This window comes from Neomelitea salexigens DSM 19753 (assembly GCF_000422345.1).
Classification (GTDB): domain Bacteria; phylum Pseudomonadota; class Gammaproteobacteria; order Pseudomonadales; family Spongiibacteraceae; genus Spongiibacter; species Spongiibacter marinus_A.
In genome coordinates this window covers 1-15,183 of record NZ_AULP01000010.1, presented here as the reverse complement: position 1 = coordinate 15,183, position 15,183 = coordinate 1, and the positions used below count along the sequence as shown (strand labels likewise).

14 protein-coding genes are annotated in these 15,183 nt (G+C 59.5%); 7 read left to right on the top strand and 7 right to left on the bottom strand.

The annotated features are described in order from the left end of the window. The first annotated feature begins 41 nt into the window (after positions 1-41). Genes hemC through H573_RS0113665 form a run of 5 tightly spaced genes read left to right on the top strand, consistent with a single transcriptional unit; the run spans position 42 to position 4,415 of the window. A complete protein-coding gene (gene hemC / locus H573_RS0113685; protein WP_027874756.1) occupies positions 42-998 on the top strand; it encodes a hydroxymethylbilane synthase in 957 nt (318 codons plus the stop codon). Beyond that, positions 982-1,803: a uroporphyrinogen-III synthase gene (locus H573_RS0113680; protein ID WP_027874755.1), complete on the top strand. Its 822-nt coding sequence runs from the start codon at positions 982-984 to the stop codon at positions 1,801-1,803. Before hemC ends, H573_RS0113680 begins: the two co-directional genes overlap by 17 nt. Next, entirely contained in the window at positions 1,784-2,896 is a 1,113-nt protein-coding gene (locus tag H573_RS18325) for a uroporphyrinogen-III C-methyltransferase (protein WP_051171320.1), read from the top strand. The genes H573_RS0113680 and H573_RS18325 overlap by 20 nt, the downstream gene beginning before the upstream one ends. Beyond that, positions 2,893-4,110: a heme biosynthesis HemY N-terminal domain-containing protein gene (locus H573_RS0113670; protein ID WP_051171319.1), complete on the top strand. Its 1,218-nt coding sequence runs from the start codon at positions 2,893-2,895 to the stop codon at positions 4,108-4,110. Before H573_RS18325 ends, H573_RS0113670 begins: the two co-directional genes overlap by 4 nt. Then, entirely contained in the window at positions 4,107-4,415 is a 309-nt protein-coding gene (locus H573_RS0113665; protein ID WP_027874753.1) for a tetratricopeptide repeat protein, read from the top strand. Before H573_RS0113670 ends, H573_RS0113665 begins: the two co-directional genes overlap by 4 nt. A gap of 204 nt (positions 4,416-4,619) precedes the next feature. Here the strand turns inward: H573_RS0113665 and H573_RS0113660 are convergent, their stop codons facing one another. From H573_RS0113660 to lptM, 4 genes are all read right to left on the bottom strand, one after another. Beyond that, positions 4,620-5,327: a DUF484 family protein gene (locus tag H573_RS0113660; RefSeq protein WP_027874752.1), complete on the bottom strand. Its 708-nt coding sequence runs from the start codon at positions 5,325-5,327 to the stop codon at positions 4,620-4,622. A 32-nt stretch (positions 5,328-5,359) separates the two neighbouring features. After that, positions 5,360-6,190, bottom strand: a complete 831-nt coding sequence (dapF, locus tag H573_RS0113655; RefSeq protein WP_027874751.1) for a diaminopimelate epimerase — start codon at positions 6,188-6,190, stop codon at positions 5,360-5,362. 83 nt (positions 6,191-6,273) lie between these two features. Further along, positions 6,274-7,524, bottom strand: coding sequence for a diaminopimelate decarboxylase (gene lysA / locus H573_RS0113650; RefSeq protein ID WP_027874750.1), 1,251 nt, complete (start codon positions 7,522-7,524; stop codon positions 6,274-6,276). A gap of 9 nt (positions 7,525-7,533) precedes the next feature. Continuing rightward, positions 7,534-7,665: an LPS translocon maturation chaperone LptM gene (lptM, locus tag H573_RS19665; protein WP_205618945.1), complete on the bottom strand. Its 132-nt coding sequence runs from the start codon at positions 7,663-7,665 to the stop codon at positions 7,534-7,536. Positions 7,666-7,802: 137 nt separating this feature from the next. Between lptM and cyaY the strand changes: the two genes are divergently transcribed. Then, positions 7,803-8,114, top strand: coding sequence for an iron donor protein CyaY (gene cyaY, locus H573_RS0113645; protein ID WP_161624273.1), 312 nt, complete (start codon positions 7,803-7,805; stop codon positions 8,112-8,114). On the opposite strand, the gene H573_RS18320 is transcribed toward cyaY, so the two are convergent. Then, positions 8,111-10,876, bottom strand: coding sequence for a class I adenylate cyclase (locus H573_RS18320; RefSeq protein WP_051171318.1), 2,766 nt, complete (start codon positions 10,874-10,876; stop codon positions 8,111-8,113). The genes cyaY and H573_RS18320 overlap by 4 nt on opposite strands. 57 nt (positions 10,877-10,933) lie before the next feature. Continuing rightward, on the bottom strand, positions 10,934-12,919 hold the full coding sequence (locus tag H573_RS0113635) for a hydantoinase/oxoprolinase family protein (RefSeq protein WP_027874748.1): 1,986 nt from the start codon (positions 12,917-12,919) through the stop codon (positions 10,934-10,936). A 353-nt stretch (positions 12,920-13,272) separates the two neighbouring features. On the opposite strand from H573_RS0113635, the gene mutM reads away from it, so the two are divergent. Next, positions 13,273-14,088, top strand: coding sequence for a bifunctional DNA-formamidopyrimidine glycosylase/DNA-(apurinic or apyrimidinic site) lyase (mutM, locus tag H573_RS0113630; RefSeq protein ID WP_027874747.1), 816 nt, complete (start codon positions 13,273-13,275; stop codon positions 14,086-14,088). 764 nt (positions 14,089-14,852) lie between these two features. Here the strand turns inward: mutM and H573_RS19900 are convergent. After that, a partial coding sequence (locus H573_RS19900; protein ID WP_036256882.1) for an IS110 family transposase occupies positions 14,853-15,183 on the bottom strand: 331 nt, incomplete at its 5' end.

Genomic DNA, 15,183 nt, shown 5'->3' with positions numbered 1-15,183 from the left:
TATGATACGGCGCTGATGCTTTACACGGACCCACGCTAATCATGTCTGAACAGCCCTCGCGCACGCTGCGCATTGCCACCCGCGAAAGTCTGCTTGCTCTCTGGCAGGCGGAATACATCAAAGCTCGCTTGGAAGCCTGCCACCCGGGGCTGCAGGTTGAGCTGCTTGGCATGACCACTCGCGGCGACCAGCTGCTGGACTCGCCGCTGTCGAAAATTGGCGGCAAGGCGCTGTTCGTCAAAGAGCTCGAACAGGCGCTGCTCGATGGCCGAGCGGATATTGCCGTGCACTCGATGAAAGATGTGCCGATGGAATTTCCCGAAGGGCTGGGGCTGGCGATTATCTGCGAGCGTGAAGATCCCCGCGATGCGTTTGTCAGCAACCATTACGCCGATGTCGACGCCCTGCCGCAAGGGGCGAGAGTGGGCACCAGCAGCCTGCGCCGCGAGTGCCAGTTGCGCGCCCGGCGCCCCGACCTGCAGATCAGTAGTCTGCGCGGCAACGTGCAAACCCGCCTGCGCAAGTTAGACGACGGCGAGTTCGATGCCATTATTTTGGCCTCAGCCGGTTTGATTCGCCTGGAACTTCAGCAGCGGATCGCCTCCTTTATGAATGTTGAAGACAGCCTGCCCGCCTGCGGTCAGGGTGCGGTGGGCGTCGAAACCCGCTTGGACGACAACTGGGTACGTGAACTGCTGGCGCCGCTGCACGACCCAGACAGCGCGGCCAAAGTGATGGCCGAACGCGCCATGAACACGCGCTTACAAGGCGGCTGCCAAGTGCCGATTGCCGGTTATGCCATTACAGACGACAGCCGCGACGACCACTTGTGGCTGCGTGCGCTGGTGGGCGAGCCCGATGGCAGCCGCGTGTTGCGCGCAGAATTAACCGCACCGGCGGCCGACCCCGAGGCCCTTGGTGTGGCCGTTGCCGAGGCACTGCTGGCTCAGGGTGCGGGTGATATTTTGGCGGCGGTTTACGGTGACCAGCAGCACTGATCTACAGGGCCTGCGCATTCTTATCACCCGGCCCGAGGGCCGAAACGAAGAATTGCGAAGTGCCCTGGTTGCCGCTGGCGCCCAGGTCTGGGTGCAACCGCTGCTGCGCATCGTTCCCCTGGCTGAAAACGACGAGCGCTATCAGCACGCGCGCCGCTGCCTATTGGATCTGGATCGCTACCAGCACATAATTTTCATCAGCGTGAACGCTGTGGCCTGCGGAATGGCCTTGATCGATGAGCTATGGCCGCAGTACCCGCTGGGGGTGCGCTGTCACGCCATCGGCGCTGCCACGGCCAAAGCGCTACATGACTGGCCGTGGCCTGCCGGCGCGCTTACGCCCTTGGACGCGCAACAAGGCGGCGCGATGGACAGCGATAGCTTGCTGGCCAGCTCGGCGTTTAACGCGGTTGCGGGGCAGCGGGTCTTAATTGTTCGCGGCTGCGGTGGCCGCGAGCAGTTGGCGCAAAAACTCCGTGAACGCAACGCGCGGGTAGACTATGCTGAATGCTATCAGCGTTGTGGGCCAGATTTGGCCGCCGATGATTTGCAGGCACAGTTGGACTCCGCATCCATTCAATTAGTCTGTCTGAACAGTGGCGAGACCTTACAGCAGTTTGCCGAGCGCATTGCTGCCGAACGCCGCGACGAATATTGCTTGGTTTTACCCAGTGCGCGGGTGCAGCAATTGGCCCATGAACTCGGTTTTAGGTGTACCCTTATTGCAGAAAATGCCGGCACAGCGGCAACGCTGGCGGCGATAAAAACGTGGCAGAGAGAACGCAATGTCGGAAACCAAAAATGACAACAAGGACGTGGCGGTAACCGCCAACGACACCCCACCCCCTTCAACGCCGTCGCAAAAAACACCCGCTGCCAAGAGCAAGTCTGGCAAGGGTGGCGTCATTGCAGCATTGGCCTTACTGGTATCGCTGGTGGCGTTGGCCGCCGCCGCTTGGCTGTATTATCACCTTATTTACTTAAGCCAGCAGCAAGACAAACAATTTCTCAGTGAAATAAGCGCCCAGCTGCAGGACCTCGATCAGCGCGGCCAGGCCAGCTTGACGGCGTTGGACCGCCAGCGTGAGCGTTTAACGGAACTCGATAGTGCCCTGGACCAGCAGCGCGCGGTTGTTCAGCGACAAATTCAACAGCTGAGCGACAAAGTACAAAGCCTCAGTTCGGTCGACCGCAATGACTGGCTGTTGGCTGAAGCGGAGTATTTATTGCGCCTTGCCAATCAACGCTTGCAGCTCAGTGGCGACAGTCGCGCCGCAGCGCAGTTGTTAGCCAGCGCCGATGCTATTTTGCGCGAGCTGGACGATCCGGCGTTGTACCCGGTGAGAGAAGCCCTGGCGGTGGAGCTAGCGGCGCTACAGAGCAGTTCCAATTTTGACCTGGAAGGTGCATACCTGCAGCTTCAGGGCTTGGCCGAAGCGGCTGAAGAGCTGGCGGTTTACGAGGCCCCCAGTTACCAGCCCGAGCCACAGCCAGCGAGGGACGCCTCTTGGCAGGAAGGTTTGAAAGCAGGCTTTGAACGCGCTTGGGCGAAGTTGCGCAGCTATGTGCGCATTCGTCAGCACGATGAAAAATTCAAAGCCGAGTTGGCGCCGGAGCAGGCGACCGCCCTACGCGCCAGTTTGCGGATGATGTTGGAGCAGGCGCAATTGGCGTTGCTGGCAGAGCGCCCCGCCTTGTACCGCCGTTCGCTGGATAAGGCGCTGGCATGGCTGGAGCGCTACTACCCGCTGAATGATGGCAGTCAGGCGTTGGCAGAGGCGTTGGAAGAATTGCGTGCGGCAGAGATCCGCGCTGAGCGCCCGGATATTTCCAGCTCGCTGCGCGCCTTAAAGGACTACAGCAAAACCCGCCGCTGGCAGCGTGAGGTGGGCCAATGATTGTATTCCTCGCAGCACTGTTTGCGCTGGCCGCTGCTGCTGCGATTGCAGTGGCGATTCAATACGACAGCGGCTATGTGCTGCTGGCCTACGGCAACACGACGGTCGAAATGACCCTGTGGGTGGCGTTGGCACTACTGGCGATATTCTTGTTTTTGGTGTGGTTGCTGTTCAGCCTGTTGCGCCGCAGCGCGCGCCTGTCTGATAAGTTGGGCGCTCTGCGCGGCCAGCGGCGCCTGCAGCGCGAACGGCAGCGCAGCCATCGCGGTGTTATCGCCTACACCGAGGGCAACTGGTTACAGGCAAAACGCTTGCTGCTGTCGAGTGCCAGCAGCGACAAACCGTTGATTAATTATTTACTGGCGGCGCGTGCTTGCCAGCGCCTGGGCGATGAGCGTGGCGCGCTCCAGGCACTGAGTCAGGCAAAGAACTGTGGTGCCCAAGCGGGGTTGGCTGCGGCCCTGACGCAGGCGGAGCTGCAAATTGATAACGGCCAGTTGGAAGAGGCGCTGGCGACCCTAAACCGTTTGGGCAAAAGTGCCGAGCGCCAGCCTACAACGCTGTTGCTGCTTGCGCGGGCCTATCGTGGCCTGGGTGATTGGCAAGAGTTATTGGCGTTATTGCCAGAATTGAACAAGCGGAAATTGCTTCAGGAATCGGCGCGGCGAGAGCTGGAGCTAGAAGCCCTGCGCGGCCAATTGCTGCGATTGCGCCACGGTGGCGATGCCGAGCCGCTGCTAAAATGGTGGCAGCAGCTGGGGCGAAACAGCCACTTCCGCAGTGAACTGCTGGAAGACATGGTGCCGGCGCTGCTGTCGCTGGGGCGCAGCAGCGAGGCCAGTAAATTAGTTCGTGCTGCCATTAAACAGCAGTGGCGCGACGAGCTGGTGTTGTTGTTTGCGGCGATCAATGACGACCCCGCCCGACAGCTGCGCATTGCCGAGTCATGGCTGAAAGAGCAGCCTAACAACCCTCAGCTGCTGCTGGCGCTGGCGCGTATCTGCCTGCGCAATGAGCTGTGGGGCAAAGCGCGAGAATACCTGGAAAGCGCCCACAGCATCGCGCCCTCGGCGACGGTGTGCTTTGAATTATCGCGCTTGCTGGAGCATCTCGGTGAAGCCGAACTAGCGGCGTCGATGCTGCGCGAGGGGCTGCTTTTGCAGGGGCAGCAATTGCCGGATTTGCCGATGCCGCACTTGAGCCACCAGTCATGAATATCGATGCGCTGCGCAAAATGCTGGCGCGGGGCCAAGACAGCGCCATGCTGCGGTTCGGTTTGGGTAAAGCCTTGCTCGATGACAAACAGCCCGCTGAAGCGGCTGAACATTTGCAGTGCTGTGTGGAGCAGGACGCCGATTACTCGGCGGCTTGGAAACTGCTTGGCCGCGCACACCAGCAGCTTGGCGACGTCGCCGCAGCCCGCGCGGCCTGGCAGCAGGCCCTGCAAGCCGCCGAGCGCAAGGGAGATAAACAAACCGAGCGCGAAGTGCAGGTATTTTTGAAAAAGCTTGATAAGTAGGCAGCAGTAGTAGGAGCGGTTTACCCAAAGCACTACCTGCGGTCGCGGGGCACGCTGTCAACCGCGATTGAGGCTCCGAAAAATGCGCATTGCTATACGTGCTGCCGAATGTGGTTCAGTACTCCGAATCTTCGCGACTAAAGTCGCTCCTACAAAAACACCACTTCGCAGTCGGGCGCGTAGGAGCGGGCCTGACCGCGATTCTTAGCTAATAAACGGGCCGCGCATCAGTTTCGGTAATACCCGGTTGATTACCTCGGCAATGTAATCGAGGAACAGGGTGCCCATGCTGGATTTGAAATGTTGTGGGTCCTTGCTGGCGATGGCCAGCACGCCGTCGATATTCCCCGGTTTAATGGGGATCAGCGCCGCCGAGCCGATGTGGTCGGCGTGTTTGCCAAACAGAAAGCTTAACTCCTCTCCGCGCAATACTCCGCACACGCCCTTGCCGCCGCGCAACAAGCTGCCGATATGTTGCTGGGCGGTTTCCGGGCTGACCACCCGCAGTTGTGCGTTGCCCATTTTGGATGGGTCGCCGAATAAGGTCAGGCTGGCGTAGTCGATCATATCGAAATCATTCACCAGGCGGCGGCACAGGGTGTTGCTCAATTCTTCCGGCCGACGGGCTTCCAGCATACCGAGAATCAGCGCCTTGCTGCGCTCAAAAATTACGTCGTTGTGCTGGGCGTTATCCAATAGGTTGCTCATGCGTGAGCGCATATCCATATTGCGTTCGCGCAACACTTCCACTTGGCGCTCCAGCAAACTGACGGCTTTACCGCTGTGATGGGCCAGCTTTAACTCGGCCAGAATGTCTTCGTTCTGCAAAAAGAAACCGGGGTGGTTTCGCAGATAGCGCGCAACATCGTCTTCGCTGGGGAGACCGTCTTCTTTAGGTTTGGCTGTGTCCACAGTGCATCCTTATTATTGCTGGTGGCATGCTGCTAAAGCTGAATTTGCCCTTCAAAGACCGTGGTCGCGGGCCCCGTCATAATAACGGGCTGCCCGGGCCCCGGCCAGTCGATGCTGAGCTTGCCGCCCGGCAATGTGACATTCACCTGATTATCGAGCCGGCCCTGCACAATACCGGCGACAACGGCCGCGCAGGCGCCAGTGCCACAGGCCAGGGTTTCGCCTACACCGCGTTCAAAGACGCGCAGGCGGATATTTCGGCGGTCGACAACTTGCATAAAGCCAACGTTGACGCGCTGGGGAAAGCGCGGGTGACTCTCGGCAATGGGGCCAACGCGCGCTACGGGCGCGGTGTCGACATTCTCCACGGGCAACACCACATGGGGGTTGCCCATCGATACGGCGCCGACCTGCCAGGTCTGGCCGTCGATCTCCAGCGCGTAGTCTGTGGCCTGCTCGGCCGCGTCGAAGGGAATGTCCGCAGGGCTTAACACCGGCGCGCCCATATCAACGTGCACTTCGCGGTTTTCGGTAATTTCCAGTTCGATGATACCGGCGAGGGTTTCCACGCGAATTCGCGGTTTGCCGGTCAGGCGCTTGTCGCGCACAAAGCGTGCAAAGCAGCGTGCGCCGTTGCCGCACTGTTCCACCTCGCTGCCCTCGGCGTTGTAGATTCGATAGCGGAAATCCACCTCCGGTTGGGTGGGGATCTCCACCGCCAATACCTGGTCGCAACCAATGCCAAAATGGCGGTCGGCAATTTTGCGAACGTGGTGGGGCTTGAGCTTGAAGCGCTGGGTAATGAGATCGACAACCACGAAATCATTGCCCAGGCCATGCATTTTGGTAAAGCGTAGCTGCATCGTATGTCCTGTGCGGCGCCTCGCCGGTGGCGCAGTTCAACGATGCGGGGGCCACTGCTGCTGGGCGGGCCAGCGTGCGGAGTTTACTCCGGCAGTACGGCTTCGCCACGCATCAGGTCGGCGACAGTTTCACGCGTGCGAATAAGGTAGTGTTGGTCGCCGTCGACCATCACTTCTGCGGCGCGTCCTCGGCTATTGTAATTGGAACTCATGGTAAATCCATAGGCGCCGCTCGATGCCAGTGCCAACAGGTCGCCACTTTCAATGCGCAACTCGCGGTCTTTGGCGAGAAAATCGCCGGTTTCGCACACCGGCCCCACTACGTCGTACAGGCGGGCTTCGCCGTCGCTGCGCGGGCTAACGGGCAGTAAATCCATCCACGCTTGGTAGAGCGAGGGGCGCAGCATGTCGTTCATGGCCGCGTCGATAATGGCGAAATTCTTGTGCGGGTTGAGCTTCAAAAACTCAACCTTGGTTAGCAGCACACCGGCGTTGGCGGCAATAGAGCGGCCCGGCTCAAACATCAGTTTCACCGCCCGGTCGCCCAAGCGCTGGCGAATAGCGGCAATATAGTCGGCCGTGGAGGGGGGGACTTCGTCGCGATAGCGCACGCCCAGGCCACCGCCCAGGTCCAAATGCTTGATCTGAATGCCCTGTGCTGCCAGCTCATCGAGCAGGGCCAGCAAGCGGTCGACAGTGTCCAGAAAGGGGCTGGTGTCGGTAAGCTGGGAGCCGATGTGGCAATCAACGCCCTTCACGTCGAGGTGTTCGAGGCTGGCGGCGCGCGCGTAGACGGCGGGGGCGCGGGCAATATCGATACCGAATTTATTGTCGCGCAGGCCCGTGGAAATATAGGGGTGGGTATTGGCGTCGACATCGGGATTTACGCGGATGGAAACCGGCGCCTTGCCGCCAAATTCGCCAGCCACCTCGTTGAGGCGTTCCAGCTCGGCCTCGGACTCGACGTTAAAGCAGTAAATACCCACTTCCAGCGCGCGGCGCATTTCCTCAGCGGTTTTGCCGACACCGGAAAACACAACGCGATCAGCCTGGCCCCCTGCGGCCAGTACCCGCTCCAGTTCGCCGACCGAGACAATGTCAAAACCCGCGCCCAGGCGGGCCAGAACATTCAATACGGCAATGTTGGAGTTGGCCTTCACGGCATAGCAGACCAGGTGGTCCTGACCCTGCAGGGCGTCGCTGTATTCCGTAAAACGCTGCTCCAGATAGGCCCGCGAATATACATAGCAGGGGCTGCCATAGTGTTGGGCGATATCGCGCAGTGAAACGTCTTCGGCAAATAATTCGCCGTTCTGGTAGTGGAATGCAGTCATGCGTAATCTCTAATTCTGAGGGCTGGCGGGGGCGGTGTCTTCGCTGGGCAAGACCAGTGGCCCGGTTTGCCCGCACGCGGCTAGAGCGAGGCACAGCAGTGCAGTGGCCCAGCCAAGGCAAATACGGCGTTGCGTGGTCATGGATACACCCCCGAAAAAATAAGCGCGTAGTATAGCGCTGCCCGCGCTCGGATGCACCGCAGCGCGCGTATACAACGCTCGTCGGTGGCGAGCTGAGCTTGCTATACTGGCCGGCAAATTTTCAGGATGTGATGGCAATGAATGAAGTGGAATTTCACGATGTGCTGGATACCCTCTACGAAACGATTGAGGACGCCGTGGAAGCGTTGTCGGTCGACGTAGACTGCGAGATCGCCGGCAGCGTGTTAACCCTGACATGCCCGGATGGCAGCGCCCTGATTTTTAGTCGGCAGGCGGCGAACCGGGAGCTGTGGCTGGCGGCGCGCAGCGGCGGTTATCACTTTAGTTGGGATGGTCAGCAATGGTTCTGCCAGCGCGAGCAGCAGTCGCTGAGTGAGTTATTGCAGCACTGCGCACAGGATCAAATTGGCGAGACGCTGGATATTTAACGTCGCTGCGAGGTCTGGAGCCTGTCCACTTCTCGCTGAATAAGCTCTTCCAAATAGCGTTTGTAGCGCATGTACACCGTGGTTTGCTGCGGCGGTTTATTCCCCAGATTCACCCGGTCAATCGCAAAGTGCCGCTGTTTCGGGTAGCGCTCCACCAGTTGCGTTGCCAGCCGGGTAAACAGCTTGGCACCCTCATCGCGATAATACAGCTGCTGGTTGTTCCAGCGCACATCAAATATCGGGCGAGCGCGCTGACGGGCGTGGGCGGTTGCCTCCAGATACAGCGGCGATTGCTGTGCTGGCGGTGCCTGAAGAGGGCGGCTCTGCCAGCGGCCGTCGTGCTGAATGAGTTTGTAGAGCCGAACCCGGTGGCGCAGCCCCTGTTCCTTGCGTGAATGCTGAAGAAATTGCAACAGCTGATAAACCAGCGCGTCCGGGGCGCTGCTCTCTGCCGGCAGGTAGATCAGCGAGCCGCGTTCATCGCGCAGAAAAATATCCACCAAGGTCGCGCGCAGGTGCACAAAAATATAACAGTCGTCGCTGCGACAGGTGTCGATAATACTGGCCAGGGCAGAGTTGGGCAGGCAGTGGCGGTCCATGCGCAGCGGGCTAAAGCGGCTCTGGCCGCGTTCCAGGCACTGAATAAGCTCGCTATAGCTGTCGGCATTGACCACATCCAGCTCGCTATTGCGCTGTTGCAGAATGTGAAAGCCATCGGCCAGTTTCAGAATGTAGCGGGTGTTGGCCTCAGTATTTTCAAAGCAGGGTTGCACGCCCGCAGCCAGTCCCATCAGGCGCCTCGCCAATCGCTCGCCGGGGTCGTTAAAACAAAGAATATCGATCTGCGGTCTTGCGCTGCCGCTGGCAGCAGCAACCGTCAACTGTTGATAGGCGTGCAGCGTGTTGAGCAGCGCGTCGCCACCGGTAAACGCCATCGACGACACTTCTCCCCAGCTGTTCAATACCACCATCTCCACATTGGCCACGGGGTAGCAGCTACTGTGCTGGCCGATGCCCTGACTGCTCAACTGACTGAGGCTGTCCTGCCCGAGATTGATGCAAAATAAGGTGTGCAGCGGCACCTTGGGACGAGTAAAAGCGGCGTGCTGGGCAGGGTCTGCGGCGGGCAGACGTTTGGGTAAGTGGGCATGCAGCCAGGTGGCCAGGCGGTTCAAGTCGGCCTCGCTTACGCCCTGGCTACGGCTGCTAAGCCGCAGGCGGCTATTCTCTTTGACCAAGCCATTACAGTAACACCAGCACAACAGGCCGCTCAGGTGTTCGTCTTCCTTGAGTACGGCGCCGCTTTCAAAGTCGTGGCGGGCGCTGGCACTCACTGCCCAGCGGCGTTGATTACCAAAGCCCAGGGTGTGGAAATACAATTGCTGCTCGGAGAGGTCGGGGGCGATGCCGGGGTTGAGCCACTCTACCTTGTGTCGCTTACGCTCGAAGGCGGCGTAGAGTTTGCGGCCGAGCAGGGTCATTTCTTCTGAATTAATTAGCGCTGACTGCTGGCTGTGGGCGGCGAAGTCTTGCAAAAACCGGTAGCTGTTGGTCAGCTCCGCCACCAAAAAGCGGTGCTCGTCACGCACGCGCCGCAGTTTCCAGCGGTGGCGGGTGTCGAGGTTGAGCAAGGTTTCCGACTGCCAGTGCCACTGACTGGCGAGGGCGCTCATGCGTTGATGGCGCTCGACTTGCTTGCTCGCCGCCGGACGCGACAGGTGTAACCCGGTTTTGAAGTAAAAAGCGCGGCGCACCAGTTCCAGACGGTCTTTCTCTCCACGCTCTGACAGGTAGTGCTCCAGGCGTTGATATACAAGGATATAGGGGTCGAGCTGGTCGGCGTCGCATTCGCCGTTGTACACGCGTGCTTTTAAGGAAAGGCAGATCGGCTGCACGTTCGGGTAGTGGCGAGCGTAGGCCTCGGTGAGCAGCAGCTTCAAAAGCGCTTTGTAAGGCGAAGCGATGGCCTTGTAGAGCTGCCACACACCCGCGCCAATAAACTCACCGGCGGGAATGGCGGCAACACCGCCGAAGTTAATCGACTCATCGGGGCCGATATGCTGTTGCGCGTGGAGCAGGGCGGTGTATTCGTCGTAATTTTCCTCTTCCTCTGGCGGCACCAGCCACCAGATGGGATAGCGACCGGCGACCACCACCACGCTGCGGTAAAACTCATCCAGCAGCAAATAGTGCTGGCTGGTACCCGCGCCCTCGGCGCTTAAGCGCTCGCGCTTGCCGCGTCGAAACTGCTCGTTGTCCATCAAGAAAAAGTGCAGTTCCAAACCCAGCTCGGCGGCCCACTGACTAATATGCTCGGCTTTTTCCTGTAACTGCTCGCGCGCCTCGCTGGGCAGGGCATTGCGATGGCACAGCCAAACATCCAGGTCGGAGTCTTCGGCCTGCGCGATACTGCCGCAGGAGCCCATAATGAAGATGCTGTGGATCAGGTGGTGTTCGGGAGGACGGTAGTGAAAACCGCTGGCGATGTATTGTTGCGCGCGTTCCAACAGTTTGGGCGTTGGCTCAAAGCGATCGATGCCGCAGGGGGTGTCTTTGCTGCTGTAGCCGGGCAGAGAGGGGTGGTTAACATGGAACAACAATGGAATCAGGTCGAACAGGATGCGCTGACGTTCCTGCAGGGCGGCGCGGGTGCGCAGCAGACGCTCGGCGTTCAGCTGCAGAAAACGCTCGCGAACATCGGCGATGCGTTGCCGGCTAATGCCGCGCTCAAAGAGCGATTGAGGAGCGTGTTTTGCCGACATAAAAGCCTGTAAAACCGTGGGTGACGGCTTTCACTGTAGCGTGAGCCAACGCAGATGTCATGGCGCGATGCGGTTGAGCAGCAAGTGACCTTGCGGGTCGAGCTGGGCTTGCCAGCCCTCGGCCAGCCAGGTTGTGGCCACCGCCTCGCAAATGAGTGCGGGACCGGCCAGTATGTCGCCGGGCTGCAACTGTTCGCGTTGGTAGCGGGCCACAGGCTGGTCGATAAAGGCAACGCGCTGGTGGCTGGGTTCGCGCTGGGCCTGCCCTTGGTGTGGCGGCAACGCCTTTAATGCGGCGGGCGCGCGCAGGGCAAGACGCAGGTTCACCAATTGCACCGGCAGCCCTAAACGGTGGCCGTAGCGCTTGGCGTGAGCGCGGTGGAAGGCCTCTTCGCAGTCTTCAATACTGCCGTCAAAGGGCAGATTCAAAGTATAGGACTGCCCCTGATAACACAGGTCCAAACTGGCTTGTGCCTGTATGGCGTCGCTTGCTACCCCTTCATCGGTGAGGGCTTTCTGGCCTTCATCACGAAGGTCGGCAAAGGCTTGCGCTAATGCATCGCTGGAAAGCGTGGCCAGGGCCTGATTAAGCGTTCGGGAAAGTTGTCGCTCTCTCGGGGCCAGCAGCATTCCCAAAGCGGAAAATACCCCGCCATAGTTGGGAATAATGACCTCGTTGGTGCCCAGTGCCTCGGCCAGCGCGCAAACATGCAAGCCGCCGGCGCCGCCAAAGCAGCACAAACTAAACTCGGCGGGGTCGTAGCCGCGCTGCAGGGAAATGACCCGCAAGGCGCGCACCATGTGCTCGTTAGCAATATCAATAATGCCTGCGGCGGTGTCTTCCACCGATAAGCCGAGCTCACTGGCCAGTGTGGCGACGGCGGCAATTGCCGCGTCACGCTGCAGAGGCATGTTTCCGCCCAGGCGGGCGTCATCGGGTAAGCGGCCGAGCACCACATTGGCATCGGTCACTGTAGCGCGCAGCCCGCCCTTGCCGTAGCAGGCGGGGCCGGGAGACGCGCCTGCCGACTCCGGGCCAACGCGCAGCAGGCCGCCTTCATCCAAGTGGGCAATAGAGCCGCCACCAGCGCCGATGGTGTGCATATCCACCATCGGTACCGCGACGGGGTAAGGGCCGATATGGCCCTCGGTGGTCAACGCGATATCGCCATCAATCAACGCGACATCGCTGGATGTGCCGCCCATATCGAATGTGATTAGCGTATGTCGGTTCAGTATCCGGCCGAGTTGCCGGGCTGCCGCCAAGCCCCCGGCGGGGCCAGAAAGTAATAAATTCACCGCGCGTTTTGCCGCGTTGGTGGCATCTAAGGTGCCGCCGGACGATTGCATGATCGCCAGTGGCGTGCGCGGCATGGCCGCCTGCAAACGCTGCAAATAGCCCTGCACCTTTGGCCCCAGCCAGGCATTGAGCCAGGTGGCCATGCCGCGCTCATACTCCTTGTATTCCGGCAGCACCTCGCTGGAGCGGGAACAAAACAGGTGGTCGGGCAGGGCGGCAGCAATGGCTTTTTCGTCGGCGTCGTTCAGGAAGGAAAACAGCAAATTAATCGCGACCGCTTCGGGCTGTAGCTCGGCGAGTTGTTCGCGCAATGTCTCCAGCTCCGATGCGGACAAGGCCTTTAGCGCTTTCCCCTGGGCATCCACCCGGCAGTCCACCTCCAAACACAGCTCGGTGGGAACCGGCGGCGCGACCGGGGGCGGGCATAAGTTATACAACTCGCGGCGGGTTTGTCGGCCAATGCTCAGCACATCGGCAAAGCCTCGGTTTGTTATGTACGCCGTGCGCACGCCCTTGCCTTCCAGCGCGGCATTAGTGGCCACCGTGGAGCCGTGGACCACGGTTAACGAACCATCTTGGATACGGTCTTCCAGGCCCAGTGCGCGAATACCCTGCAAGATTGCGCGTTCGGGTTGGTCCGGCGTCGACAAACATTTGTGCAAGCGTATGCCGCTGCCATCCACTGCAACAAAATCAGTAAACGTGCCGCCCGTATCGACGCCCAATAGACACAGTGATGACATAGGAATACGCGTATCCAAAAAAGCGATATTGTCGCGGCTTCAGCGCCATAAGTCATTATTGGATAGCACAGGTCAGGCACCTTCCCGCAAGGTATAAGGCACGGATCATGTGGTGTGCTGGAGCAGGGCATTGTTTTCGTAGGAGCGACTTCAGTCGCGAAGGTCCGGAGCAACGAACCACATTCGGCAGCACGGATAGCAAAGGACCCTTCTCTGAGTTCTTATCGCGGTTGAAACCGCTCCTACACTGCGTAAAGCACGCCGTTAGTCGTGAAAATTCGTCGCGGGAAACCTCAACAGATCATCAGCAATATTTTCGGTAGAATTGGCCCACGCAAATATGAGGTAGCGCTGTGCCAGAACTTCCAGAGGTCGAAACAGTATGCCGGGGCATCCGCCCCCACTTACAGGGGCGAGTTTTCACTCAGACAACGGTGCGTCAGCCGCAGCTGCGCTGGCCGGTGCCCGACAACCTTAATGAATTACTGCGCAACCAAACGGTTCACAGCGTGAATCGACGGGCGAAGTACGTACTGGTCGAACTGGACCAGGGCAGTCTGATGGTGCATTTGGGTATGTCCGGGCGTTTGTATTTTGTGCCAGCCGGAACGCCTGCAGCCAAGCACGATCACGTGGATTTTGCCCTCGACAGCGGCCAACTGCTTCGCTACACCGACCCCCGCCGCTTTGGCGCGGTGTTATGGCTTGGCGGCGAAGCCTCAGAACACCATTTACTTTCGCACCTGGGCGCCGAGCCGCTGTCCGAGGATTTTAATGCTGGCTACCTATTCAGCCGAGCAAAGGGGCGTAAGGTTCCGGTGAAAACCCTGTTGATGGACGGCAGGGTGGTTGTCGGCGTGGGTAACATCTACGCCAATGAAGCACTGTTCATGGCCGGTATACGCCCGGACCGCGAGGCAGGCAGTATCAGCAAAGCGCGCTACCAGCGCCTGGTCATGTGCGTAAAGCAAGTGCTGGAGAAAGCCATTGCCCAAGGTGGCACCACCTTGAAAGACTTTGTGGGCGGGGATGGCCGCCCCGGCTACTTTAAACAAGAACTACTAGTGTACGGCCGCGCGGGCTTACCCTGCCTAACCTGCGCAGGGGCGCTAAAAGAAATTCGTCAGGCCCAGCGCAGTACCGTTTTTTGCTCGCGTTGCCAGCGCTAGTACCGTAGGACAGCGTGGCCCGCGAGTGGAGCGAGTGCTGTGGCCAGCCCGCCTGAGGGCGACCAGAACGAACGCTAGGGGTTGGATTAATCGCGGTCAGGCCCGCTCCTACGTGCCTGATTGCGTAACGTGGTTTCGTAGGAGCGACTTCAGTCGCGAAGGTTCAAAGCTACGAACCACATTCGGCAGCACGGATAGCAAAGAACCCTTTTCGGGGCCTCAATCGCGGTTAAAACCGCTCCTACTAGAGGGTATGAGGCACGGATCAGGCTGTGTGCTGGAACAGGGGGTGTTTTTCGTAGGACAGTGTGGCCCGCGAGTGGAGCGAGTGCTGTGGCCAGCCCGCCTGAGGGCGACCAGAACGAACGCTAGGGGGTGGATTAATCGCGGTCAGGCCCGCTCCTACGTGCCTGATTGCGTAACGTGGTTTCGTAGGAGCGACTTCAGTCGCGAAGGTTCAAAGCTACGAACCACATTCGGCAGCACGGATAGCAAAGAACCCTTTTCGGGGCCTCAATCGCGGTTAAAACCGCTCCTACTAGAGGGTATGAGGCACGGATCAGGCTGTGTGCTGGAACAGGGGGTGTTTTTCGTAGGACAGTGTGGCCCGCGAGTGGAGCGAGTGCTGTGGCCAGCCCGCCTGAGGGCGACCAGAACGAACGCTAGCGGCTGGATTAATCGCGGTCAGCCCCGCTCCTAAAGGGTATGAGGCACAGGTCAGGTTGTGTGCTGGAGCAGTGTGGTGGTTTTTGTAGATACCCTGTTCAAGCGCAAGCATTTTTCGCATGGCAATCACTAAAAAGCAGCGAGGAATCGAACGGAGTATCCGTCTTAATACAGGCCCACAGGCCTGTCAGATACTTACGCATTACAGCCACAAGAGCCTGTAACTTGGTTTTCCCGCGGGCCACCAGGGCCTCGTAAAATGCCTTGGCATTCGGATCAAAGCGCACGGCTGACATGGCAGGCATATACAACGCAGAGCGTATGTACACATTCCCCGCTTTACTGATCCGTGAGGCCTGATGAACGCTGCTTCCGGATTGGTGCAGGCGTATATCCAGTCCTGCATGACGGCTGACCTGAGCGGATTTC

What these genes read in the sequence shown, in the direction of transcription:
- H573_RS18320 (WP_051171318.1), bottom strand. Translation starts at nt 10,876, where the DNA reads ATGTCGGCAAAACACGCTCCTCAATCGCTCTTTGAGCGCGGCATTAGC.
- cyaY (WP_161624273.1), top strand. Translation starts at nt 7,803, where the DNA reads ATGAATGAAGTGGAATTTCACGATGTGCTGGATACCCTCTACGAAACG.
- H573_RS18325 (WP_051171320.1), top strand. Translation starts at nt 1,784, where the DNA reads ATGTCGGAAACCAAAAATGACAACAAGGACGTGGCGGTAACCGCCAAC.
- H573_RS0113635 (WP_027874748.1), bottom strand. Translation starts at nt 12,919, where the DNA reads ATGTCATCACTGTGTCTATTGGGCGTCGATACGGGCGGCACGTTTACT.
- H573_RS0113665 (WP_027874753.1), top strand. Translation starts at nt 4,107, where the DNA reads ATGAATATCGATGCGCTGCGCAAAATGCTGGCGCGGGGCCAAGACAGC.
- lptM (WP_205618945.1), bottom strand. Translation starts at nt 7,665, where the DNA reads ATGACCACGCAACGCCGTATTTGCCTTGGCTGGGCCACTGCACTGCTG.
- H573_RS0113670 (WP_051171319.1), top strand. Translation starts at nt 2,893, where the DNA reads ATGATTGTATTCCTCGCAGCACTGTTTGCGCTGGCCGCTGCTGCTGCG.
- lysA (WP_027874750.1), bottom strand. Translation starts at nt 7,524, where the DNA reads ATGACTGCATTCCACTACCAGAACGGCGAATTATTTGCCGAAGACGTT.
- dapF (WP_027874751.1), bottom strand. Translation starts at nt 6,190, where the DNA reads ATGCAGCTACGCTTTACCAAAATGCATGGCCTGGGCAATGATTTCGTG.
- hemC (WP_027874756.1), top strand. Translation starts at nt 42, where the DNA reads ATGTCTGAACAGCCCTCGCGCACGCTGCGCATTGCCACCCGCGAAAGT.